Below are 23179 nucleotides of genomic sequence, written 5' to 3'. Positions count from 1 at the left end.
ACGCGTCGGTAAAAACTCCCGGGGGCGGCCCGGAGACGTTGTGCGCGCGGCTACGCGGCGAGGGAGCCGGGGATGATCGCGCCGGGGCCGAACCGGGCGCGGGCGCGGTCCGCGACCGCTTCGAGGCGCCGCGCCTTCTCGTCGGCCGGGTCCAGGGACAGCTGGTGGGCGGCCTGTTCGGCGGGGGTCAGGCCCTCGGCGCGCAGGGCGATGCCGCGCACCCGGGCGCGCTGGAGCGCGAGGGCGTCGTACAGGGCGTACGCGGCGGAGGTCAGCTCGGCGGAGTGCGCGGTCGGTTCGCGCAGGGTGCGGGTGCGGGTGGTGGTGGAGCGGTCGGCGTACCGCACGGTGAGGGTGAGGGTGCGGCAGACCTGTGCCTCCGCGCGCATGCGGGCGCCCAGCTCCTGGGCGGCGGAGAGCAGGGCGCGGCGGTGCCGGTCGCGGTCGGTCTCGTCGCGCGGGAAGGACCGCTCGGTCGCGGTGGAGCGGGCGGCGGCGTTGGGCGCTACCCGCGAGCGGTCGACGCCGTGCGCCCTCTCCCACAGGTCCCGCCCGGCGCGGGCGCCCGTGATGCGCTGGAGCACGGCGAGCGGGGCGTCCGCGACCCGGCCGACCGTGTCGAGTCCGTACGCGCACAGGGCGCGGGCGGTGGACGGGCCGACGCCGTCGAGGGCGGCCACCGGCCGGTCGCGCAGGAAGCCCGCCGGGTCGGTGACGACGAGGGTGGTGCCGGGTGCGGCGCGCCGCGCGGCCATGCGGGCGAGCATCGGGTTGGGGCCGGCGCCGATGACGCAGTCCACGCCGTACAGGGCGAGCGCCCGGACGCGGATCACGGCAGCCAGTTCGGCGGGGCCGCGGCCGAAGTACCGTACGGCGCCGCGCAGGTCGGCGAGGGCGCCGTCCGGCGGCTCGGCCTGCACGACGGGCGTGAACTCGCCGAGCATGGCGAGGAGTTGCGGCAGCAGCGCCTCGTACACGGGGGCGAGCCGGAAGCGTACGCAGAGGATCGTGGCGTCGTTCGTCATCCCGCGCTCCCCTGGCTCTGGTGCCACAGCTTGCGCGCGGGCGGTGTGGCGGCGCCCTCCCCGGCGGGGCGCAGATCGGCCCAGGGGTGCATCTCGTACCCGGTGGGCAGGGTGATGCGGCGGTCGGTGCCGGACGGCGGCGCGTCGGCGGCACCGGCGGCCCGCGCACCGGCGGGTACGGCCCCGTCGGCGGCCTCGGCGGGCGGTGCGGGCGGGGGTTCCGCGAGGCGCGCGGCGACCGCGTCGAGCCCGCCGTCGCGGCGCAGTTCGACCAGCTCCGCGAGGTTCCAGGCGGCCGAGCCGACGACGCTGACGCTGCGCGGGCCGCGCCGCTGGACGGTGCCGCGCACCAGCAGCAGCCAGGAGTGGAACACCGTGTGGGCGCACCGCTCGTGGCTGTCGTCGAAGAACGCCAGGTCGACCAGGCCGGTGCCGTCGTCGAGGGTGGTGAAGATGACGCGCTTGCCGGAGCGGATCGGCGGGGTCTGGGTGGCCGCCTTGGCCCCGGCGACCAGCACGGTCTGGCCGTGCCGGGCGGTGCGCAGCCGCTGGGCGGTGACGACGCCCAGCTCGTCCAGGAACGTCTGGTGGTCGGTCATCAGGTTGCGGGAGGCGTCCATGGCGAGGACGCCCAGTTCGGCGCTGAGCCGTTCGGCGTCGGTCAGGTCGGGCAGCCCGACGGGCGCGGACCTGCGGCCACCGGCGAGCGGGAGCTGGTCGCCGTACGAGCCGGTGCCCCGCTGGGCGCGGTGCAGTTCGGCGAGGTGGAGCAGCAGGTCGCGCCGGTTGCCGCCGAACGCGTCGAGCCCGCCGACCTGGGCGAGCCGTTCCGCGACGGGACGGCTGGGGCGGGCACGCTCCCAGAAGTCGAGCAGGGAGGCGTACGGCTGGCCGGCCTCGATGCGGGCGGCCTCCGCCTCGCTGATGCCGTGCACATCGGAGAGCGCCAGCCGCAATCCCCATGTACCGGGCGAACCGGACGCACCACCTGACATGGAACCAGACACCAGTTCGATACGGTGGGCGGCGCCGGACTTGTTCACATCCAGCGGCAGCACCGGCACGCCCCGCCGCCGCGCGTCCGCCAGCAGCAGCCGCTTCGGGTACATGCCGGGGTCGTGGGTGAGCAGCCCGGCGTAGAAGGCGGCCGGGTGGTGGGCCTTGAGCCACGCCGACTGGTAGGTGGGCACGGCGAACGCCACGGCGTGCGCCTTGCAGAAGCCGTACGAGCCGAACGCCTCCACGATCTCCCAGGTGCGCGCGACCACGTCGTCCGCGTACCCCCGCTCCTTCGCCCGGCGCGCGAACCACACCTTGATGCGGCCCTGCGACTCGGGGTCGGACAGCCCGCGCCGCACCGCGTCGGCCTCGCCCCTGCCGCAGCCGGTCATGATGTCCAGGATCTTGATGACCTGCTCGTGGAAGACGACCACCCCGTACGTCTCCGCCAGCGCCTCCTCCAGGTCCGGGTGCGGGTAGCGGACGGGCGCGCGGCCGTGCCGGGCCTCGATGAACGGGCGCACCATGTCGGCGGCGACCGGGCCCGGCCGGAACAGGGAGATGTCCACGACCAGGTCGTGGAAGGTGGCCGGCTGGAGCCTGCCCACCAGGTCGCGCTGGCCCGGCGACTCGATCTGGAAGCAGCCGAGCGTCTCGGCGGACCGGATGAGCCGGTACGTCGCGGGGTCGCCGGGCCGCACCTGGCGCGGGTCGTCGAGGTCGACCTCCTCGCCGGTGGCGCGGGCGATCTCGGAGACGGCGTGCGCCATCGCGGACTGCATCCGCACTCCGAGCACGTCCAGCTTGAGCAGGCCCAGCTCCTCCACGTCGTCCTTGTCGAACTGGGCCATGGGGAAGCCCTCGCCGCTGGTGGGGACCACGGGGGTGCGGGAGAGCAGCGAGGCGTCGGAGAGCAGCACCCCGCACGGGTGCATGGCGACGCCGCGCGGCAGCGCGTCCAGCGCCTCGACCAGCTCCCACAGCCTGCCGTACCGCTCCCTCTCCCCAGCCAGGGCGCGCAGTTCGGGCAGTTCGTCCAGGGCGGCGCGGGCGTCGCGGGCGCGGATGTGCGGGAAGGCCTTGGCGATCCGGTCGATGTCGGCGGGGTCCATGGACAGGGCGGCGCCCACGTCCCGTACGGCGTGGCGGACGCGGTAGGTCTCGGGCATGGCGACGGCGGCGACCCGCTCGGGACCGAAGCGGTCGAGGATCGCCCGGTAGACCTCCAGGCGGCGGGCGGACTCCACGTCGATGTCGATGTCGGGCAGCGCGGGCCGCCGCACCGACAGGAACCGCTCCATCAGCAGGTCCTGTTCGACCGGGTCGGCGTGGGCGATGCCCAGCAGGTGGTTGACGAGCGACCCGGCGCCCGAGCCGCGCGCGGCGACCCGGATGCCCATGTCCCGCACGTCGTCCACGACCTGGGCGACGGTGAGGAAGTACGTGGCGAAGCCGAGCCGCTCGATGGTGCGCAGCTCCTCCTCCAGGCGGTTCCAGTACGCCCGCTTCCGGTCGTGGCCGCGCAGCACCATCCCGGCGGCGCAGCGGGAGCGCAGCACCCGCTCGGCGGTGCGGCGGTCCGCGCCCACCAGGTGGGGTTCGGGGAAGTGGACCGTGCCGATGCCGAGGTCATCCTCGGGGTCGACCAGGCACGCGGCGGCGGTCTCCTCGGTGAGGGCGAGCAGCCGGTGCGCGGCGTCGCGGCGCAGCCCGGCGGCCTCCGCGACGCGCTCGGCCACGGCGGCCATGGCGGCGGGGTCCTTCAGCCAGCGCTCCCCACCGTCCAGGCCCCGGCGCGGGTCCACGGGGACGAGGCGCCGGGCGGCGTCCAGCACGTCCGCGACCGGGCCCTGGCCGGGGTCGGCGTACCGCACGGCGTTGCTCAGCACGGGGCGTACACGCTGGTCGGCGGCGAAGCCCAGGGTGCGGGCGGCCTGCCGGAGCGAGCCGGGACCGGTGCCGGTGCGGCCGTGGTGGACGACCTCCAGGCGCAGCGCGTCGCCGTACACCTCGCGCCAGGGGGCGAGGAGCCGGGCGGCGCGGTCGGGGCGGCCCGCGGACAGGGCGCGGCCCACATCGGAGTCGGGGCCGAGCAGGACGGTCAGGTCGTCGCCGTGGTTGTCGGCCCAGGGCAGCAGGACGGGCGCGCCGGTCGCGGTGGCGGCCGAGGTCCCGGTGGCGGCGTGGGCGGCGGTGATCATGCGGCACAGCTCGGCCCAGCCCTGCCTGGAGCGGGCCAGGAAGACGGCGCGGGGCGCGGACTCGTCCACGAAGGCGCCGCCGCGCACGGGGGCGCGGCGCCGTTCGGTGGGCGCGGCGGGCGAAGGCGCGGCGCGGTCGCCGATCGCCAGGTCGGCGCCGAACAGGGGGCGTACGCCCTCCTTCGCACACGCGCGGGCGAAGCGGACGGCCCCGGCGACGGTGTCGCGGTCGGTGAGGGCGACGGCGTCCATGCCGCGCTCGGCGGCGCGGGCGGCGAGCGCCTCCGGGTGCGAGGCCCCGTAGCGCAGGGAGAAGCCGGAGACGGTGCGCAGATGCGTGAACTGTGGCATCCGCACCTCCTGAAGTCGTTCCGGCCCTCACCACCCCCTCGCACCACCATAGACCACGTTCGAATAGTTGTACGATTCCGTTCCCCCGGGGCCCGCGGCGCACTCGGGAAGCCGCCCGACGCGCACTCCAGGGCGGCCCCGCGATGGCCGGGCCTCAGCCATTCGGACCCGCCCCACCTGCGGAAACACCGGCCCGAACGGAGCGTGGGGGCATGACGTTCGCCTCCGAGGTGCGCAGCGCCGTCACTCCCAGGGCCGCCCTGCTGGTCATCGGCGTGCTGGCGCTCCAGCTGCTGTTCATCGCGTCCTACGTGGGTGCCCTGCACGACCCGAGGCCGCGGGACGTGCCGTTCGGGGTGGTCGCGCCGGGTGCCGCCGCCGAGCAGGCGGCGGGCCGCCTCGCCGCGCTGCCCGGCGACCCGCTCGACCCGCGGGTGCTGTCCGACGAGGCCGAGGCGCGGCGGCAGATCTTGGACCGGAGGATCGACGGCGCGCTGGTGATCGACCCGCGCGGCACCACCGACACGCTGCTGGTCGCCTCCGGCGGCGGCAAGGCCCTGGCGACCGCCCTGGAGCGGATCACGGCCGAGGTCGAACAGCCCCAGCGGCGCACGGTCCGCACGGTGGACGTCGCCGCGGCCTCCGCCCGGGACTTCAACGGCCTGTCCGCGTTCTACCTGGTCGTCGGCTGGTGCGTGGGCGGCTATCTGCTCGCGTCGATCCTGGCGATCAGCGCCGGGTCCCGGCCCGCCAACACCCGGCGGGCGCTCATCCGGCTCGCCGCCCTGGCGCTCTCCGCGCTGCTCGGCGGGCTGGGCGGCGCGGTCATCGTCGGCCCGGTGCTGGGCGCGCTGCCCGGGAGCGTCGCCGCCCTGTGGGGCCTGGGCGCGCTGGTCGTCTTCTCGGTCGGCGCGGTCACCCTGGCCCTCCAGGCGGTCACCGGCATCGTCGGCATCGGCCTGGCCGTGCTGCTGATCGTGATCGCCGGGAACCCGAGCGCGGGCGGCGCGTTCCCCGGCCCGATGCTGCCGGACTTCTGGCGGACGATCGGGCCCGGACTGCCGCCGGGCGCGGGCACCTGGGCGGCGCGGTCCATCGCGTACTTCCGGGGCAACGCCGTCTCGGGTCCGCTCCAGGTGCTGTCCGTCTGGGCGGTCGCCGGGACGGTGGTCACCCTGGTCGTCTCGTCGCTGCGCCGCGACGACGGCACCGGCACCGGCACCGGCATGGGCGGCGGCGAGGAGCGTCCGGCCCCGGCGGGCGAGGCGTAGACCCGTCCGCGGCACGGCCCCCGCGTACGCGCACGAGCCCCCCCCGGCCCCGGAAGCACCGGGCCCGGGGGGCTCCCCCGCCCGCCGACGGCTGCCGTGCCGACGGGCGGGGCCGTACCAGCGGGCGGCCGTACCGTTGGACGGGGGCGTGCCGGAAGACACGCCGTACCGGCGGCGCGGCCGTACCGTCGGACGGGGGCCTGCCGGTGTCAGCCGATCTGCGCGCCGTACGCGGCGAGCGCCTCCGTGACGGGCTGGAAGAAGGTGACACCGCCGTTCGCGCAGTCGCCGCTGCCGCCGGAGGTCAGGCCGATGGCGGCGTCATCGGCGAAGAGGGAGCCACCGCTGTCGCCGGGCTCGGCGCACACATCGGTCTGGATGAGCCCCTCGACGACCTGGCCGTTGCCGTAGTTGACGGTCGCGTCGAAACCGGTGACGCGGCCGTCGCTCACCTGCGTCGTGGAGCCGCTGCGGACCACCCGCATGCCGACGGCCGCGTCGGCGGCGCGGGTGATCCGCCGGACGGTGCCGTCGTACAGGTTGACGGCGCTCGGACGGCTGACGTCGCGGTCGTACCTGACCAGCGCGAAGTCGTTGCCGGGGAACCGCGAGTCGACCATCGTGCCGAACGGCTCGCCCCCCTGCCGGGCTGCCCAGGCGGACCCGGCCCGGCCGCAGTGGCCGGCGGTGAGGAAGTGCGGCAGGCCGTTCCTGAGGACGTTGAAGCCGAGGGAGCAGCGCCCGCCGCCGCTGGTGATGGCGTCGCCGCCCGCGACGAACGGCGTGAACGTACCGGCGGACCGCTTCAGCTCCGCCTTGCCGCCGAGGCCGCCGACGACCTGGGTGAGCTTCTCCCAGGACGCGCCCTGGACGGTGCGGTCGGCGGTGACGACGACCTTGTTGGTGACCGGGTCGACGGCCCAGGAGGTGCCGGGCATCGTCGCCCGGTCCTTCAGCGTCTCGCGCGCCGACTTCAGCTCGGCCAGGGAGTGCTCGACCACCCGCGCCCGGCCGCCCGCCCGGCGGACCGTCTCGGCCGCCTTCTCGTCCACGACGTTCACCACGAGCGTGCGGCTCTTCGTGTCGTAGTACGCGCCGGCGGTGTCGGCGTCGTGCAGCCGCTTGCCGAGCGAGGAGGCGAGATTTCCGGCCGCGGTGGCGGACATGGTCCTGGCCTCGAACCGCGCCACGTCGTCGCTGGCGTTCGCAGTCTGGAAGGTGACCGCGGCTCCCAGCAGCGCCACCGCGGCTCCGCCCGCGACGACCGCGTGCCTCCTGGGTATGCGCCGGTGATTCAACATCGACCTCCTGTGGGGGCCGTGCCAGGCAAGTGGGGTACCTGGCACGGAGGTTGGGGCGCCCACTATTCCGACACGGGCGGACCGCGCACAAGGCCGACTTCCGGACCGGGACACGACCGCCGCGCCCCTTCCTGACTTTTCCGGCCTACCGGGGGTCACCACTGGTCGGTTCCGGATGCGAACACCCACCGCGATGGCCGGGTGGACACGGCGTAAGGTCCGGACCTGGCCGGATCGAGTGGGCCGAAGAGCCGGTGCACGGGCGTACTCGCCGGGCCGGGACAGGGAGACGCCCCCGCCCGGAGGACCGGACGGGGGCGCGGGTGAGGCCGTGCGGGACCGTCAGTAGACGCTGACCCGGTACGCCTTGAGGGCCTCGGTGACGGGCTGGTAGAAGGTCGTCCCGCCGGTGCGGCAGTTGCCGCTGCCGCCGGAGGTGAGCCCGATGGCGAGGCTGCCGGAGTACAGGGGCCCGCCGCTGTCGCCGGGCTCGGCGCACACATCGGTGCGGATCATGCCGCGCACGATGTCGCCGCCGCCGTAGTTGACGGTGGCGTTCAGCCCGGTGACCGTGCCCCGGTGGGTGCCGGTGGTGGAGCCGGTACGGGTGACGGACATGCCGATGGTGGCGTCGGCCGCCCCGGTGATGTCGGTGCCGCCGGCCGTGCCCGGGTGGGCCAGGGACGGGTTGTCGTACCGCACCAGGCCGTAGTCGTTGCCCGGGAAGCTGGACCCGGCCGTGGGCCCGATGACCGTGCTCCGCCCTGAGTTGGCGTACCAGGTACCGGCACCGTCCGTGCAGTGCCCGGCGGTGAGGAAGTAGTACACGCCGTCGCGGACGACGTTGAAACCGGCCGAGCAGCGCCAGCCGGCGTCGGCGTGGACGGCGTCGCCGCCGTCGAGGTAGCGGGACAGCTTGCCGGAGGTCCGCTCGACGCGGACGGCGGCCGTGTGCGCCCCGGCCGCGCGCTTGATCTCGGCGATCCCGGCGCGGGACACGGTCGAGTCGGCGGTCACGACGAGGGTGCGGGTCGCCGGATCGACGTGCCAGGCGGTACCGGCGACGTCGGCGGCGAGCACCGCCTCACCGGCGGCGTCCAGCTGTTCGGCGGTGGCCGCCGCGGCGGCCGGGGCGTCGGCGGCGCTGGCGGTGGTGGCGGGGACGGTGAGCGCGGCGGCGGCCGCCAGTCCGGCGGCGGCGGCGAGCAGTCGGCGCCGTCCGGCGGAGCCGGTGCCGGGGGTGCCGAGGGTGCCGGAAGAGGTGGTGCGGGGGGTGGTGCGCCTGATCCTCACTTCGCGTTCCTCCCGAGGGGAATCGGGGGCCCTGCCGTGGGGGGTGGGGGCGGCGGGGGCCCGTGAGGCGCGGCCGGGGATGGCCCGGCGAGCGCTGCTGGGGAGTATTGAGGCGTCAGGCTCACGGCACAAGGGGGCTGACGCGAGGAACGCGTGGGCCGTACGGCGTCAGCAGCCGTCGCAGGGGCAGCAGCAGTCGCAGCCGCAGTTCCCGCAGTCGCAGTCGCGGCAGCAGCCCTCGCGCTTCTTCCGGGACCAGGGGCCCTCGTACTCCTTGGCGCAGCAGATCTGGCAGGTGCAGAAGAGGCCGGTGAAGACGGCGCACCCGGCGAGCAGCCCGCGCGGCGGCTTCTGCCGGGGCCCCTCGCCCCCGGAGCCCGGCCCCCCGGACCCGCCGCCATGGCCGCCCCCGTGACCCCCGTGCCCGCCGCCGTACGGTCCCTGCCCGCCGGGCCCGCCCCCGTACGGGTTCGGCGAGCCGTACGGGCCGGGGACCCGCGCACCGCCCTGGTACGGGTCACCGTGCGGAGCCTGATGCCCACCGGCCCCGCCGTACCCCTGGTGCGCGCAGCTCGTCGTGGCGAACGCGCGGTCCACCGAGCGCCGCAGCTCGTGCGCGAGGAGCCGGTGCAGCAGCCGGTCGTCCACGAACTCGGCGTCCCGCAGCGCGAGGCGTATGCCGTGCACGGCGTCGTCGGCGAGGCGCCGCGCCTGAGCGAGGGACGTGCCCGTCGCGGCCAGCGGGTTCCAGGCGCCCGCCTCGGTGTCGGCGTCCAGGTCCTCGACGGCGTCCAGCAGATGGGCGAGGCGCCCGAACAGCCGCCCGGCCTCCGCGAGGGGCGCGGCGTTCCCGGGCCGCCCGGCGAGGACCGCGGTGTGGGCGAACGCGGCGGCGGTGGCCGTCTCGGTCGGCTCGGTCACCGTCAGCAGGGGCGTACCGGGCCCGGCCAGCGCCTCGATGCCCGCCTGCCGGTCAACCGCGTCGAGCAGGACCGCCGTGTCGAACCCGAGTGCCCGTCCCGCGCGGGCGCCCGCGGCGTCCCAGCGGTGCGCGACCCGGCGGGCCGCGGCGGCGACCGGCCTGCGGGCCAGCAGCCCGTCCCGGTCGGTGACGTGGTCCCGTACCCTCGCGGAGGCCAGCACCAGCGAGACGGCGGCGGCCAGCCGGGCGCCCTCGCCGCGCGTGACGGGGGCGGTGCGCATGGCGCGCAGCGGACAGGGGCCCGCGGTGCGCCGGGCAGCGGCGGCGCGCTCGGTCTGAGCCTCCGTCAACACCGAGACGATCAGGCCGTCGTAGTTGGTGGCGATCCGGGCGAACTGTCCGTGGTCGGCGCGCAGGGCGAGGCAGAGGCCGCACAAATGCGCCATCCACTCCGCCTTGAGCCCGTCCGCGAGCCGGTGCGAACAGGGCCTGACGATTCCGAACATGCGCTCCCCCGTGACCTGAAACCATCCGCGGCGGGCATCGTATCCGGGGTATCCGTTCACCCGTACGCGCCGCGACGCGCCCATCCGGTGTGAATTTCATATTTGGGGTAGAAGAAGGCCGTTACGCAGCAAGAACCCTGACAGATCGCCATATCTTCTGCACCAGTAGCGTCACGAAACGCTCGCTCGGCGGCTATCCACTTGGCGCGCGATCCGCATCATGGACGACCATAGGGGTGCGGAACCACACGTGACCACGTTGAAAGGAGGCGTCCATGGGATCGGTGCGCAAGGCGAGTGCCTGGCTGGGACTCGTCGAGGACAACGACGAGCGCTACTACGACGACGAGTACGCCGAGACTGCCGAGAACGGCGACGCCTGGGTGACCGACCCCCGGGTGCGGGTCGCCTCCGAGAGCGCCCGGGAGGAGGGCCGCCGGATCGCCACGGTGTCGCCGGACGGCTTCCGCGACGCCCGCACGATCGGCGAGCTGTTCCGGGACGGCGTTCCGGTCATCATGAACCTCACCGCCATGGAGCCCGACGACGCCAAGCGCGTGGTCGACTTCGCGGCCGGCCTGACCTTCGGCCTGCGCGGCTCCATCGAGCGGGTGGCCACCCGGGTCTTCCTGCTGACGCCCGCGGACACGCAGATCGTCACCGGGGAACCGGGGGGCCGCGACCACGACGGCTTCTTCAACCAGAGCTAGGACCGGTCCGACCGGGGCCGGGCCCCGTTCGGCCGGAGCCAGGCCCGGCGAGGCCGCTCACCGGAAGGCGTCGAGACCGGTGAGCGCCTTGCCCAGCACCAGCTGGTGCATCTCGACGGTGCCCTCGTAGGTGAGCACCGACTCCAGGTTCGTGGCGTGCCGCATCACGGGGTACTCCAGGGAGATCCCGTTGGCGCCGAGGATCGTCCGGGCCGTGCGGCAGATCTCGATCGCCTCCCGTACGTTGTTCAGCTTGCCGAAGCTGACCTGCTCGGCCCGCAGCCGCCCCGCGTCCATCCGCCGCCCCAGATGATGGGCGAGCAGGATGCCCTTGTGCAGCTCCACCGCCATGTCGGCGAGCTTGGCCTGGGTGAGCTGGAAACCACCGATGGGCCGCCCGAACTGCTCCCGCGTCCGCGCGTATTCGAGGGCCGTCTCGAACGAGGCGCGCGCCGCGCCCATGGCGCCCCACACGATCCCGTACCGGGCGTGCGACAGACAGCTGAGCGGCCCCTTCAGACCCGTCACGCCCGGCAGCACCGCGTCGGCGGGCAGCCGCACGTCGTCCATCACCAGCTCGCTGGTCACGCTGGCGCGCAGCGACCACTTGTGGCGGATCTCCGGCGCGGAGAAGCCCGGCGTGCCGGTCGGCACGGCGAAGCCGCGCATCCCCTCGTCGGTCTGCGCCCAGACGACGGCGACCCCGGCGACCGAGCCGTTGGTGATCCACATCTTGCGCCCGTTGAGCACCCAGTCCGTGCCGTCGCGCTTGGCGTACGTGCGCAGGGCGGCCGGGTCGGAGCCGTGGTCCGGCTCGGTCAGGCCGAAGCAGCCGATCGTCTCGCCCGCCGCCATGGAGGGCAGCCACCGCTGCTTCTGCTCCTCGGAGCCGTACTTCCAGATCGCGTACATGGCGAGGGAGCCCTGCACGGAGACCAGGGAGCGGATGCCGGAGTCCGCGGCCTCCAGCTCCAGGCAGGCCAGCCCGTACTGGACGGCGCTCGCCCCGGCGCAGCCGTACCCCTCCAGGGACATGCCGAGCGCGCCGATCGCGCCCAGCTCCCGGGCCAGCTCGCGGATGACGGGCAGCTCGCCCTTCTCGTACCACTCCGCGATGTGCGGCAGCACCCGCTCGGCGGCCCAGCCGCGCACCGTGTCGCGGACGGCGAGGTCCTCGGGTTCGAGCAGGTCGTCGAGGCCGAGCGGGTCGGCCGGGTCGAACGGCGGGAGCTTCGAGAGTGCGGGCATAGGGGCCTCCGGCGGCTGGCTCACCAGGAAACGACGGGCGGAACTGGCGTTGATCGTCAACAGGGCGTGACGTTACGGCTCAGTGCGCCGTGCGTCCAGAGCCGGCCGGCTCCGCCGGGGCGTGCCGTACGGCCCCCCGCGACACGCCGTGGGCTTCGCTCGTGTCCGGCGCGTCACGCACCTCGCGCGGCACGGGGACGGCGATCCCGCCGGGACCGGTACGGACCTCCGTCCCGCCACCGCCGGCCGCGCCGTCGGAGCCCCCGCCGTCCTCGGGGCCGGGGCCCGTCGGGCCGAGGTCGTCCGGGTCGGCGGTCTGCGGGTCCATCACCCGGGGCAGCCGCAGCGCCATGACCGCGCCCGCCAGCAGCAGCGCGGCGCTGACCACCAGCGTGACGTGGAGCCCGTGGACGAAGGCGTGGCGCGCGGCCCGGTACAACGCCTCCCCGGCCTCGCCGCCGAGCCGCTCCGCGACCTGGTACGCCTCGCCCAGCGAGTTGGCCGCCGCGGCGCTCGCCCCGGCGGGGACCCCGGGCACACCGGTGAGGCCGGGCGCGTAGGCGGCGTTCATGACGCTGCCGAGCAGGGCGATGCCCATGCCCGCGCCGAGCTGGTACGACGTCTCGCCGATGGCCGCGGCGCCGCCCGCGCTCTCGGCGGGCGCCTCGCTGAGCATCGACTCGTACGCCGCGAACAGCGTGGTCTGGAGGCCGAAGCCGAGCAGCACGAAGCCCACCGTCAGCAGCAGCGGCCGGTCGTGCTCACCCATGAGGACGAGCAGCAGCACGGACCCGGCGGTCAGCACGAAGCCGCCGGAGACCATCCGGCGCGGGCCGAGCCGGGCGAGCGTGTACGAGCCGGTGGCGCCGGCCGCCATCGCGGCGAAGGTCAGCGGCAGCAGCCGCAGCCCGGTCTCCATCGGCCCCAGGTCCAGGACCAGCTGGAGGTACTGGACGGCGATCAGCTGGAGGCCGACCAGCGCCAGCATGGCGAGGACGATGCAGCCGACGGACGTGGTGAACCCGGCCCGCGAGAACAGCCGCATGTCGATCAGCGGGTGGGTGTGGCGCCGCTGCCGCCGCACGAAGAGGGCGAGCAGCGCGGCGCCGACGAGGAGCGGGCCGAGGGTGGCGGCGCTGAGGAAGGGGTCGCCCGCGCCGGTCCGCTTGACGCCGAGGACCACGCCGAGGACACCGGCGGCGGCCATCAGCGCCCCTAGCACGTCCCAGGGGCCGTCGCCGCTGCCCCGCGACTCGGGCAGCAGCCAGCGGCCGGCCGGGAGGATCAGCGCCATCAGCGGAATGTTGATCAGGAAGACCGAGCCCCACCAGAAGTGCTCGACCAGGAACCCGCCGAGTACGGGCCCGGTGGCGGCGCCGATCGCGGCGACGGCCGTCCAGATGCCGATGGCCGTGGCCCGTTCGCGCCGGTCGGGGAAGACGGCGCGGAGGATGGACAGCGTGGCCGGCATGATCATCGCGCCGCCGACACCGAGCAGCACCCGGGCGGCGATGAGGACCGTCGGCGTGTCGGCCATCGCGGCGACGGCGGACGCCACGCCGAACAGCGTGTAGCCGCCGAGGAGGACACGCCGTCTCCCCACCCGGTCGCCGAGCGTGCCGAAGAGGATCAGCAGCGAGGCGCAGACGAGGGGGTAGGCGTCGACGATCCAGAGCAGGGCGGTGGAGCTGGGCCTGAGGTCCTCGGTGACCGCGGGGACGGCGACGTGGAGGACGGTCGCGTCCAGGGCGACCAGCAGCAGGCTCACACAGAGGACGAACAGGACGACCCAGCGGTTGGCACCGCCGCCGGCTGCGCGCGGACGCGCTTCGGCCGTGGTCGTTCCCGACATGTAGGTACCTCCCGCGTGGAACGAACTCTCGCGCTCGGCGGGCGCCGGCCGGGGAAGGGGACGTTCCGCGGGGCGGCCCGGCATCTGGTGGTCCCCCGGGCCGAGCGGTCGGCCGGTCGGGGGCGGGCGAGCGAGACGTCAGCCTACGTGACACGGGGCGAGTGGTGCGTGGCCCACCTCTCACCGGAACGGGGACGGGAGTGTGGCGTGCGCCACGTGGGACGGCGGGCGCGACACGCCGGGCGTGGCCCGAACGGCGTACGAATTCAGACGCCCGACACGGCCGAGCGGGTTTTCGCACAGCACACAAACAGACTTACGCAAGAAGGCGGCACATCATTCAAAGGACCGCCCCGCCGCTTTATGGATAAGCATCGGATAAACAGCCACCGAGACCCACTCCACATCACATCGTCATCACAAAGAGACCGGAACGGCCTGGCCCGACGCTCACTCCCTGTAACGTCGATTGGGTGCGTACCGACATCTTTGCCCGACTGGACCGGGAGCCGGAACCGCCGAAGATAGAGATCCCGCGGATGAGCCGCACGCGTCTCGCCCTCTTCGGCGGGACGTCCGTGTTCTATCTGGCCATCGTCGTGGCCGTGCTCGCGTCGACCTGGCTGGTGCTCATCGACTGGAAGGTCATGCTGTTCCGGCCGTACCAGCAGTGGCCGGAGCTGCACGCGCCGCTCGACTACTTCGTGGTGCTCGGCCAGCGGGGCCCGACGGCGGTGATGGTGGCGGCCTGGCTCGGCTGGCGGTCGTGGCGGCAGCACACCCTGCGCCCGCTGCTCGTACTGGGCACGGCGCTGCTGCTGCTGAACGTCACGGTGGGTGCCGTGAAGATCGGCCTGGGCCGGCTCGGCCCGCATTACGCGACACAGATCGGCTCGGCCGAGCTGTTCGCGGGCGGCGATATATTCCCGTCCGGGCACACCGCGAATGCCGTGGTGACCTGGGGCATCCTCTCCTATCTGGCCACCACTCCGCGGGCGCGCCGCTATCTGTCGGCGCTTTCCGCCGTGGTCGCCCTGGGGGTCGGTCTCACCACCGTCTATCTCGGTACGCACTGGCTGAGCGATGTGCTGCTGGGCTGGGCCGCCGGTCTGCTGATCCTGCTGGGCCTGCCGTGGTGCGAGCCGCTGATCGGGCACGCCGAGGTCGCGATCCTGTCGGCAAGGGACCGGCTGCGCGACCGGCTGCGGGAGGGCCGTCGCGGCCGTGCCTCCGCGCCCGCGCTGCCGGTGGCGCCGGTCGCCACGGGCGGGCTGCTGCCGGCCATGCAGCCGCAGCGGGCCGCCGAGGGCCTGGAGGAGCCGGTGCGCGAGACGGCGGCGGGCGCCGGGGCGTCCGGTGCCGGGGCGCACGCGTCGAGCATCCGCACGACGCTGTCCCAGCCCCGTACGCACGCGGTGCTGCGGTCCGAGCGGACGCCGGTCACCCCGGCGGGCAGCCGCAGACCGCCGCGTTCCCGCCCGGCGACGGGCGGCTGAGCCGCCGCGGAGCGGTCGTGCCCAGGGGAAGGCCCCGGCGCCGGGAGCGCCGGGGCCTTCCCCGTACTCGCGTCCCGTACTCGCGTTACGCACCGGCCGGGGCCGCGTGAGGAAGGGAGGCGGGGGCTCAGCCGACCCAGCAGCGGGTGACGGTGCGGTCCCGTACCTCGAAGTTGATCCGGCCCTCCAGGTACTCGAGCGTGATGAAGGCGCCGGGCGGGAGCGCCCTCACGGTCGTCCAGCCGCGCGAGCGGGCGCGGCGCTCGGCTTCCCGGTCGTCGAGACCGACGTACGCCTCGGGCTCGTCGGGCCGTGCGGGGGGTGTGGTGGGTATCGGTGCCATGGGTTCACCGTAGGCGGCCCTACACGGGTATCGCCATCTTCGGGTACGCGGTCTGTCACATGTATGTCACAGCGAACCGGTCGGCGTTTATCGGACGGTTTTCCCGGCGGGTGGCCCCGAAAGGGGCTGGTGGGAGGCTTTCCCCGGCTATTCCCCGAAGTCCGGGCGACCCGTGTTCGACGGCCTCGCGAATTCCCTCGGACGGCGTCATCCTAACACCGGCGGCCACCTTTGATTCACCGGCTCTCCACACGATTCCCGCATTTCCCGACGGCGTGAACGACGCTGTTGCCGGTGGCCGCCCGCGAGCATCTGAGGCGGAGAACGGGCCGACAGGAGCCGATACGGAGGGGTACTGATGGGGATCGACACCGTCCGGGCGGCCGCCCCGGCGCCGCCCGTCCGGCAGCGCGGCAGGGTGGTGGTGGACTGGCTGACGACCACCGACCACAAGAAGATCGGCCACCTTTATCTGATCACCTCGTTCGCGTTCTTCCTGATCGCCGGGGTGCTGGCGCTGCTGATGCGCGCGGAACTCGCCCGCCCCGGACTTCAGCTGATCAGCAACGACCAGTTCAACCAGGCGTTCACGCTGCACGGCACGATCATGCTGCTGCTGTTCGCGACGCCGACCTTCGCCGGGTTCGCCAACGAGATCGTGCCGCTCCAGATCGGCTCGCCCGACGTGGCCTTTCCCCGGCTGAACATGCTGTCGTACTGGCTGTTCCTCTTCGGCGGGCTGATCGTGCTCGGTTCGCTGCTGGTGCCGACGGGGGCGGCGAGCTTCGGCTGGTTCGCGTACGCCCCGCTCAACTCGGAGGTCCGCACGCCGGGGATCGGCGCCGACCTGTGGATCATGGGGCTCGCGCTCTCCGGGTTCGGCACGATCCTCGGCTCGGTGAACTTCCTGGCGACGATCATCGGCATGCGCGCGCCGGGGATGACGATGTTCCGGATGCCGATCTTCACCTGGAACGTGCTGTTCACGTCGGTGCTGGTGCTGATCGCGTTCCCCGTGCTGGCGGCGGCGCTGCTGGTGCTGGAGGCGGACCGGCAGTTCGGGTCCGTCGTGTTCGCGCCGCAGTGGGGCGGGGCGCTGCTGTGGCAGCACCTGTTCTGGTTCTTCGGCCACCCCGAGGTGTACATCATCGCGCTGCCGTTCTTCGGCATCATCACCGAGATCATCCCGGTCTTCGCCCGGAAGCCGATCTTCGGATATCTGACGCTGGTCGCGGCGACCACGGCCATCACCGGACTGTCGGTGGTCGTGTGGGCGCACCACATGTTCGCCACCGGGGCGGTGCTGCTGCCGTTCTTCTCGTTCATGTCGTTCCTCATCGCCGTGCCGACCGGGGTGAAGTTCTTCAACTGGACCGGGACGATGCTGAAGGGTTCGCTCAGCTTCGAGACGCCGATGCTGTGGGCGGTCGGGTTCCTCGTGTCGTTCCTCTTCGGCGGGCTGACGGGCGTGCTGCTCGCCTCTCCTCCGCTGGACTTCCACGTCACCGACTCGTACTTCGTCGTCGGCCACTTCCACTACGTCGTGTTCGGCACGGTCGTCTTCGCGATGTTCGCGGGCTTCCACTTCTGGTGGCCGAAGTTCACCGGGCGGATGCTGGACGAGCGGCTCGGAAAGATCCACTTCTGGACGCTGTTCACCGGCTTCCACCTGACGTTCCTGGTACACCACTGGCTCGGCGCGGAGGGCATGCCCCGCCGGTACGCGGACTACCTCGCCGCCGACGGGTTCACCGCGCTCAACACGGCGTCCACCATCGGCGCGTTCCTGCTGGGCGCCTCCACCCTGCCGTTCCTCTACAACGTGTGGCGGACGGCCAGGTACGCGCCGAAGGTGACGGTGGACGACCCGTGGGGGTTCGGGCGGTCGCTGGAGTGGGCGACCTCCTGCCCGCCGCCCCGGCACAACTTCCGGGCCATCCCGCTCATCCGGTCGGAGTCCCCCGCGTTCGACCTGCACCATCCGCGCTACGCGACCTACCAGCGTCCGGAGCGGGACGCCCCGTCGGACCCTGCCGAGCGGCCGAGCGGTCCAGGGCGCGGTTCAGGCGGTCGCGAACCGAACTGAGGTGGCCGACCAGCTCGCCCGGCTCGACCACCTCGAACTCCAGACCCAGCAGCATCAGATGCACCACGAGCACATCGAGGGTGGGGGCGCCGGTGCGCAGCAGGCACGTCGTGTCGCCCTCCGCCTCCACCACGCCGCCGAACACGCCGACGACCTGCGCCGCGTCCTGCGCGGACGTGTGCAGCCGTATCACCGCGCGCTCGGCGTACGCCGCCGTGGACACGCCCCGCGACACATAGGCGGCCAGGTCCTCGGCGGGCGGGGTGCGCGGCTCGAACCGGGGCCCGTGCGGCGGGGTCGGGGTGATCCGGTCCACGCGGAACGTCCGCCAGTCGTCCCGGTCCACGTCCCAGGCCACCAGGTACCAGCGGCGCTCGGTGCACACGAGCCGGTGCGGCTCGACCGTACGGCGGCTGCTCGCGCCGTTGTGGTCCCGGTACGCGAAGCGCAGCCGCTCACTGTCCCGGCAGGCGCCCGCCAGCTCCGTGAGGACCGCCGCGTCCGCCTGCTGGTCCTCCGACGGGACGCGCATGGCCGGCACGGTGTACGAGGTCAGCGCGCTCACCCGGCGCCGCAGCCGCGCGGGCAGCACCTGGTCCAGTTTGGCCAGGGCGCGCAGGGACGTCTCGCCGATGCCCGCCACGCCGCGCCCGGCCGCGGTGCGCAGCCCCACGGCGACGGCGACGGCCTCCTCGTCGTCCAGCAGCAGCGGCGGGAGCTGGGCGCCCGCCCCGAGCTGGTAGCCGCCGCCCGTGCCGGGGGTGGCGTGCACCGGGTAGCCGAGCTCCCGCAGCCGGTCCACGTCGCGGCGTACCGTGCGCGGGGTGACGCCGAGCCGCTCCGCGAGGGCGGCGCCGGACCAGTCCCGGTGGGCCTGGAGCAGGGACAGCAGACGCAGCAGTCGTGCCGAGGTCTCCAACATGGGCGCGAGTCTGCCAGCCGTCGCGGACAGGAACGGTCCGCTTCCGCGACGGCGTCCGGCGAAGAGCCGCTACGGGACCGGGACGACCCTGACGCAGAGCTCGTTGTCGGCGCTGTAGCAGGGCGCCGCGCGGAACCCGTCGCCCTCGGTCTCCGGGTACACGAAGACGCCCCTGCGGTCCCACAGGTCGTCCAGGACCCGGGCGATCCGCACCGGTTCGGCACCGGCGGAGGGCCGCAGCCACAGCTGCCACATCCGCTGCTTGTCCGGCGGAGGCTCGGCGAGCGTCCCGTACGGCAGCGTGAAGGCGAACGCGCCGCCCTCGCCGCCGACCACCGGCACCTGGTGCGCCTGGGGGCCCCACCGCGCCTCGGCCACCGCGCCCTCGCCCGGCTCGGCGCCGTACAGCCGGACCTCGACCGTGCAGCCGCCGTCCCCGAAGGCCAGGTCGCCGGCCTCGGCGTGCCGGGGGCGCAGCCAGCTGCGCACGGCGAGCCGCCCGTCCGGCGTGGGGTACGGGACGCGGGCACAGACCGGCCCGGACGCCTCGGGGACGCGGTCCACCAGGGCCCGCACGTCGCGGATCCCCGGCTCCACCGGCCGGCCCGCGACGGACACGTCCCAGTGGCCCTCGGCCAGTTCGACGGTGCTCGGCAGGACCGCGCGGGAGCGGCCGTCCCCGGCCGGGGTGAGCGGCAGCCCGACCTCGTCGGCGGGGTCGGCGCCGCGTCGGCTCAGCAGCAGGACGGGCTCCACCGGGCCGCCCGGTTCATGGCCCGCCATGTCGAAGGTGAGCCCGCCCGCCGAGTCCGCCACGCAGTGGGCGCGCGGGGCGTGGTGCCGGGCCGTGCCCGTGGTCCCGGTCATGCGGGCTTCCCCTTCCGCAGGATGTCGGCGGCCTTGTAGCGGGCGGTGAACGCGAGGTCGAGCACCGCTCCGCGCGCCCGGTGCAGCGCGTCCCGGCCCCGGCCGCGCGAGGCCGCGCCCGGGCCACGGGCGACCAGTTCGGCCCAGAGCGCCTCGTGCCGCTCCGCGATGCGTACGGGGTCGAAGCGGCTCGACGCCTCCAGCGCGGCCCGCCCGTAGCGGCGGCGCAGGTCGTCGTCCTCGATGAGGGCGAGCAGCGCCTCCGCGACGGCGTCGGCGTCGCCGACCGGGACGAGCCTGCCGTCCACGCCGTCCTCGATGATCTCGCGCGGGCCGTGCGGGCAGTCGGTGGAGACGACGGGCAGGCCGCAGCGCATCGCCTCGACGATGGTCATGCCGAAGGACTCCAGGCGGGAGGTGACGGCGGCGATGGAGCCCTTGACCCACTCCGGTTCGAGGGGGTTGGCGGGGCCCATGAGGTAGACGTGGTTGTGCAGTCCGTGCCGCTCGATCAGGGCGCGCAGGGCGCTCTTCTCGTTGCCGGTGGCGTCGCCGGAGCCGTAGATCCGCAGCCGCCAGTCGGGGCGGGCGGTGACGACCTTCGCGAACGCCTCGACCAGCAGGTCGTACCGCTTGACCTTGGTGAGCCGGCCCGCGGCGACGACCCACTTGGCGGTGGAGTCGGCCGGTTCGACGCTCGGCGCGGGGACGCTGTTGGGGACGGCGTCGATGCGGACGCCGGGCAGTCTCAGCCTGGTGCGGTACGAGCGGGCGTCGGCCTCGGTGACGGTGGTGACGGCGTCGAGCAGCGGGTAGCGGAAGCCGATCTCGCGGCGCAGCCGGTAGCCGTGGCTGTCGAGGGTGAGGTGTTCCTGACCGACGCGGACGGGGCCGCGGCGGGTCTGCCGGGCGATGTGCACGTTGAGGCCGGGGCGGGTGCCGACGACGACGTCCGCCTCCAGGGTCCTCAGGTGCGCGGCGATCCTCGCGTCGGTGAGGCGGCTGTACTGCTTCCAGCGGCCGTCGCCGCGCGGGAAGACCTTGGCGGGCCGCCGGTAGTCGGGGTGGTCGCCGTCGTAGCCGGGGCTGTGCTTGCGCAGGTCCACGAGGTGCTTCATGGTCACGCCCGCGGGCGTGCCGAGGGTCGGCTCGTCGCGGTGGCGGAAGACGGACACGATCTCCACGTCGTGGCGGGCGGCGAGCGCCTCGGCGAGGTTGAAGGTCGTGCGGATGGTGCCGCCGATGCCGTACGCGTTGTGGAGCAGGAAGGAGATGTGCATCGCGTGGCCGGGTCCCCCAGGTCGATAGGTCGTCAAGGGTGGACTGTACTTGGCCATCACGGGCGGTAGCCGAGCTGGGGGACGGTGGCGCAGTTGTCGTTCATGTCGCCCTGGGAGACCCAGCCTTCGCCGTCCCGCCAGCGGGCGACGGACAGGCAGGTGCGGCGGGTGCGGGGCGGCCGGGCGAGGCGTTCGAACCGTACGGGGAGCAGCAGACCGCGCGCGGTGTACGGCTCACGGCGCGTCAGGTACCGCTCGACACAGGCGCGGGTGAGGCCGCGCGGCCCGGCGGCGAGGCAGGCGCGGGCCGCGTCGGTGAACCACATGGCGGCCGCCCAGCCCTCCAGCTGCCACTGGGAGCGGAGGGTCACGCCCTTGGCGTGGGCGTCCATGGCGGCGCGGAACTCCCGTACGGCGGGGTGGGAGGTGTCGTCGTGGCTGCGGCTGGCGCCGGTCGCCCACAGGGCGTTGCGGCAGCGCGGGGCCTTGGCGTACGCGTCGGGGACGGCGGAGTTCCAGTTCTGGACGTTGGTGACCTTCGCGACGGGGATCGCGCCGACCGCGTCCATCGCCTCGCACAGCCGGGCGTTGCCGTGGCTGTCGAGGGCGTCGAGGACCAGGTCGGGCCGCTGGGCGCGCAGATCGGCGGCGACCGCGCGGAAGTTGGGCAGGGCGAAGTCGACCTGTTCGGTGACGACCCGGTACCCCTCCGCTTCGAGGCCGCGGGTCACGAGGCGGGCGTAGGCGGCTGAGGACGGCTGGTTGTAGGAGACGACGGCGGCGGTGCGGGCGCCGTGGGCCCGCTTGAAGTAGCGGTAGACCTCGGTGCCGCCGTAGAGGACGCCGTTCCAGCCGGGGCGGCCTCCGGTGCGGGGCGCGGAGCTGCCGTAGATTCCGTACAGGTGCGGGTACGTGTCGTAGGCGGGGCCGATGGGCTGGCCGCCGATGTCGGGGACGCCCGCGCGCGAGACGCGGGACGCGGCCGCGTAGTCGAGGGCGGTGGTGGCGACGAGGGCGAACACCTTCCGCTCCTCGACGAGTTCGGTGACGCAGGTGTGGTTGCCGACGCCGCTGCCGCCGTCGTCGCACGTGACCGGCTCGACACGGCGGCCGTCGACGCCGCCGCGCGCGTTGAGCGCCGCGAAGTAGGCGAGCGCCCCGTCGCGCGGGCCGGTGAACGCGTCGCCGCCGACGGGGCTGGTGGCGCTGGTGATGACGCCGACGCGGATCGGCGGTCCGCCCTCCGGTGTGGCGGCGGGCGGGGAGGCGGAGTCCCGCTCGGGCAGGCGGCTTCCGCAGGCGGCGCTCAGCGTGACGAGGAGCGCGAGCGCCGCCCGGAGGAGCGGGTCAGCAGCCCGGGACGGCCGCATCGCCGCTGAGCTTCACCAGCGCGCAGAGGGTGTTGCGGGAGACCTTCCACGTGTCGTCCTGGAGGACGGCGGTGCCCTTGGAGTCGGGCAGTGCGGGCCGGGCGCCGACGAGCACGTCGTAGGTGACGTCCGCCTGCGTGGCTGAGGTGAAGGAGACCGCCTTGACGCGGGCGGAGGACTTGGCGGCGTTCGGGTCCTTGGCGAAGGCCTCCAGGACCGGGCGCATCTGCTCGCCGTTCTCCACGAGTTCGACGCGGTCCTCGGCGGAGGTCTTGGGGTCGAAGAACTTCACCCAGTTCTCGCGGATCTCCTCCTCCGCGTCCTTCGGGTCGGCGGGCGCGGTGCCGGTCGCCGTGGGCGAGCCGGCGGGAGAGCCCGTCGGCGACGCGGTCGGTGACGTCGTGGGGCTCGCGGCCTCGGAGGTCGTCTGGATGTCGGGGGACTGCGGGCCGACGCTGGCGTCGTCGCCGTCGCCGCACGCCGCGGCCAGCGGTACGAGGGCGAGGACTGCGGCCGTCGCCAGCGCTGCGCCGCGCCTGCGGGCCCTGCGGGGGGTCGCGTGGACCATCTGGGTCACCACCGGGGTCTCTGACTGCACGGGAAAAGGACATTCACGGGCATAGTGCAAGGAATCACTATGTGTCGCCAGTGGAGTAGCGCGAAGGGGTCCCGATGCCGCGACTGCTGTGGTGGGGCGGTCTCGTCGCCCTCGCCGTGGGCGCCGTGCTGTGCGTACTCGGCTGGTACGGCGTGTCAGGCGAGCGGTTCGCGGAGCGTCAGCTGCCCTACCTGGCGTCCGGTACGGTTCCGGGCGCCGCGCTGGTCGTGGCGGGCGCGGTGTGGGCGGCGGCGGGCGTACGGGCCGTGGCGGGCGGTGCCGCCGGTGGCGGAGGCCCGTCGGAGGACCCAGGCGGCGGGGCCTTCCGGCCGTCGTCGGAGGAACCACCCGTACGGGTGCCGGACGGCACCCTGGCGCACCGCCCCGACTGCCCCCTGGTGGCCGGGCGCCCCGGGGTCGTCCCGGTGGGCGGAGCGGCGCTCGCCCCGTGCCCGGTGTGCGAGCCGGGCGGTGGGGACGGCGACGAGGCCGGCCCGGAGGGGCCGGGCGGGCTCGGCGGTGGGGGCGGGCCGCTTGG

At 74.2% G+C, this 23179-nt stretch carries 16 protein-coding genes and 2 pseudogenes; 5 read left to right on the top strand and 13 right to left on the bottom strand.

The genetic code is table 11. The features are described 5' to 3' along the window. Positions 1-50: 50 nt before the first annotated feature. Together J116_RS22950 and J116_RS22945 are read right to left on the bottom strand one after the other, a co-directional pair. A complete protein-coding gene (locus J116_RS22950; RefSeq protein ID WP_023589429.1) occupies positions 51-1025 on the bottom strand; it encodes a DNA polymerase Y family protein in 975 nt (324 codons plus the stop codon). After that, positions 1022-4576: a DNA polymerase III subunit alpha gene (locus tag J116_RS22945; RefSeq protein WP_023589428.1), complete on the bottom strand. Its 3555-nt coding sequence runs from the start codon at positions 4574-4576 to the stop codon at positions 1022-1024. The genes J116_RS22950 and J116_RS22945 overlap by 4 nt, the downstream gene beginning before the upstream one ends. Before the next feature lie 212 nt (positions 4577-4788). Here J116_RS22945 and J116_RS22940 point away from each other — a divergent pair, with 212 nt between their 5' ends. After that, complete coding sequence (locus J116_RS22940; RefSeq protein ID WP_023589427.1) at positions 4789-5847, top strand: YhgE/Pip domain-containing protein; 1059 nt, start codon at positions 4789-4791, stop codon at positions 5845-5847. 209 nt (positions 5848-6056) lie between these two features. Here J116_RS22940 and J116_RS22935 read toward each other — a convergent pair whose 3' ends face one another. From J116_RS22935 to J116_RS22925, 3 genes are all read right to left on the bottom strand, one after another. Then, positions 6057-7145: a S1 family peptidase gene (locus J116_RS22935; RefSeq protein WP_037948201.1), complete on the bottom strand. Its 1089-nt coding sequence runs from the start codon at positions 7143-7145 to the stop codon at positions 6057-6059. A 345-nt stretch (positions 7146-7490) separates the two neighbouring features. Continuing rightward, positions 7491-8441: a S1 family peptidase gene (locus J116_RS22930; protein WP_023589425.1), complete on the bottom strand. Its 951-nt coding sequence runs from the start codon at positions 8439-8441 to the stop codon at positions 7491-7493. Between the two features lie 168 nt (positions 8442-8609). Then, the gene (locus J116_RS22925; RefSeq protein ID WP_023589424.1) at positions 8610-9869 is read right to left on the bottom strand and encodes a DUF5685 family protein; all 1260 of its coding nucleotides are present in this window, start codon (positions 9867-9869) and stop codon (positions 8610-8612) included. A 275-nt stretch (positions 9870-10144) separates the two neighbouring features. Between J116_RS22925 and J116_RS22920 the strand changes: the two genes are divergently transcribed. Then, the gene (locus J116_RS22920) at positions 10145-10579 is read left to right on the top strand and encodes a cell division protein SepF (protein ID WP_023589423.1); all 435 of its coding nucleotides are present in this window, start codon (positions 10145-10147) and stop codon (positions 10577-10579) included. Positions 10580-10636: 57 nt separating this feature from the next. On the opposite strand, the gene J116_RS22915 is transcribed toward J116_RS22920, so the two are convergent. Next, positions 10637-11827: an acyl-CoA dehydrogenase family protein gene (locus J116_RS22915; protein WP_023589422.1), complete on the bottom strand. Its 1191-nt coding sequence runs from the start codon at positions 11825-11827 to the stop codon at positions 10637-10639. 79 nt (positions 11828-11906) lie between these two features. After that, positions 11907-13679 (bottom strand): MFS transporter, encoded by a 1773-nt coding sequence (locus J116_RS22910; protein ID WP_023589421.1) that lies wholly within the window; start codon positions 13677-13679, stop codon positions 11907-11909. A gap of 473 nt (positions 13680-14152) precedes the next feature. Here J116_RS22910 and J116_RS22905 point away from each other — a divergent pair, with 473 nt between their 5' ends. Next, complete coding sequence (locus tag J116_RS22905; protein ID WP_023589420.1) at positions 14153-15175, top strand: phosphatase PAP2 family protein; 1023 nt, start codon at positions 14153-14155, stop codon at positions 15173-15175. A 127-nt stretch (positions 15176-15302) separates the two neighbouring features. On the opposite strand, the gene J116_RS22900 is transcribed toward J116_RS22905, so the two are convergent. Next, the gene (locus J116_RS22900; RefSeq protein WP_023589419.1) at positions 15303-15518 is read right to left on the bottom strand and encodes a hypothetical protein; all 216 of its coding nucleotides are present in this window, start codon (positions 15516-15518) and stop codon (positions 15303-15305) included. A gap of 358 nt (positions 15519-15876) precedes the next feature. Between J116_RS22900 and ctaD the strand changes: the two are divergent. After that, positions 15877-17451: pseudogene (gene ctaD, locus J116_RS22895) on the top strand (aa3-type cytochrome oxidase subunit I); the annotation flags it as partial. 10 nt (positions 17452-17461) lie between these two features. Here ctaD and J116_RS22890 read toward each other — a convergent pair. The 5 genes from J116_RS22890 to J116_RS22870 form a co-directional block, all read right to left on the bottom strand. After that, positions 17462-18526, bottom strand: a complete 1065-nt coding sequence (locus J116_RS22890; protein ID WP_023589417.1) for a helix-turn-helix transcriptional regulator — start codon at positions 18524-18526, stop codon at positions 17462-17464. A 69-nt stretch (positions 18527-18595) separates the two neighbouring features. Beyond that, complete coding sequence (locus J116_RS22885; RefSeq protein WP_023589416.1) at positions 18596-19393, bottom strand: hypothetical protein; 798 nt, start codon at positions 19391-19393, stop codon at positions 18596-18598. Continuing rightward, complete coding sequence (locus tag J116_RS22880; RefSeq protein ID WP_023589415.1) at positions 19390-20673, bottom strand: glycosyltransferase family 4 protein; 1284 nt, start codon at positions 20671-20673, stop codon at positions 19390-19392. Before J116_RS22880 ends, J116_RS22885 begins: the two co-directional genes overlap by 4 nt. A gap of 56 nt (positions 20674-20729) precedes the next feature. Further along, on the bottom strand, positions 20730-22043 hold the full coding sequence (locus J116_RS22875) for an ABC transporter substrate-binding protein (RefSeq protein ID WP_023589414.1): 1314 nt from the start codon (positions 22041-22043) through the stop codon (positions 20730-20732). After that, positions 22021-22641, bottom strand: a complete 621-nt coding sequence (locus J116_RS22870; protein WP_235617376.1) for a hypothetical protein — start codon at positions 22639-22641, stop codon at positions 22021-22023. Before J116_RS22870 ends, J116_RS22875 begins: the two co-directional genes overlap by 23 nt. 74 nt (positions 22642-22715) lie before the next feature. Between J116_RS22870 and J116_RS22865 the strand changes: the two are divergent. Next, positions 22716-23108, top strand: a pseudogene (locus J116_RS22865) (hypothetical protein); the annotation flags it as partial. Positions 23109-23179 lie beyond the last annotated feature (71 nt).

Origin of the sequence: Streptomyces thermolilacinus SPC6 (genome assembly GCF_000478605.2) — a bacterium.
GTDB lineage: Bacteria > Actinomycetota > Actinomycetes > Streptomycetales > Streptomycetaceae > Streptomyces > Streptomyces thermolilacinus.
Note: the sequence above shows the minus strand (reverse complement) of the source record. Positions and strands in the feature narration are given on the sequence as shown.

Bases quoted from the DNA above. Each gene is read 5' to 3' on its own strand.
- J116_RS22945 (WP_023589428.1), bottom strand. From the start codon at position 4,576: ATGCCACAGTTCACGCATCTGCGCACCGTCTCCGGCTTCTCCCTGCGC.
- J116_RS22940 (WP_023589427.1), top strand. From the start codon at position 4,789: ATGACGTTCGCCTCCGAGGTGCGCAGCGCCGTCACTCCCAGGGCCGCC.
- J116_RS22900 (WP_023589419.1), bottom strand. From the start codon at position 15,518: ATGGCACCGATACCCACCACACCCCCCGCACGGCCCGACGAGCCCGAG.
- J116_RS22950 (WP_023589429.1), bottom strand. From the start codon at position 1,025: ATGACGAACGACGCCACGATCCTCTGCGTACGCTTCCGGCTCGCCCCC.
- J116_RS22920 (WP_023589423.1), top strand. From the start codon at position 10,145: ATGGGATCGGTGCGCAAGGCGAGTGCCTGGCTGGGACTCGTCGAGGAC.
- J116_RS22875 (WP_023589414.1), bottom strand. From the start codon at position 22,043: ATGCGGCCGTCCCGGGCTGCTGACCCGCTCCTCCGGGCGGCGCTCGCG.
- J116_RS22915 (WP_023589422.1), bottom strand. From the start codon at position 11,827: ATGCCCGCACTCTCGAAGCTCCCGCCGTTCGACCCGGCCGACCCGCTC.
- J116_RS22925 (WP_023589424.1), bottom strand. From the start codon at position 9,869: ATGTTCGGAATCGTCAGGCCCTGTTCGCACCGGCTCGCGGACGGGCTC.
- J116_RS22910 (WP_023589421.1), bottom strand. From the start codon at position 13,679: ATGTCGGGAACGACCACGGCCGAAGCGCGTCCGCGCGCAGCCGGCGGC.
- J116_RS22890 (WP_023589417.1), bottom strand. From the start codon at position 18,526: ATGTTGGAGACCTCGGCACGACTGCTGCGTCTGCTGTCCCTGCTCCAG.
- J116_RS22880 (WP_023589415.1), bottom strand. From the start codon at position 20,673: ATGCACATCTCCTTCCTGCTCCACAACGCGTACGGCATCGGCGGCACC.
- J116_RS22885 (WP_023589416.1), bottom strand. From the start codon at position 19,393: ATGACCGGGACCACGGGCACGGCCCGGCACCACGCCCCGCGCGCCCAC.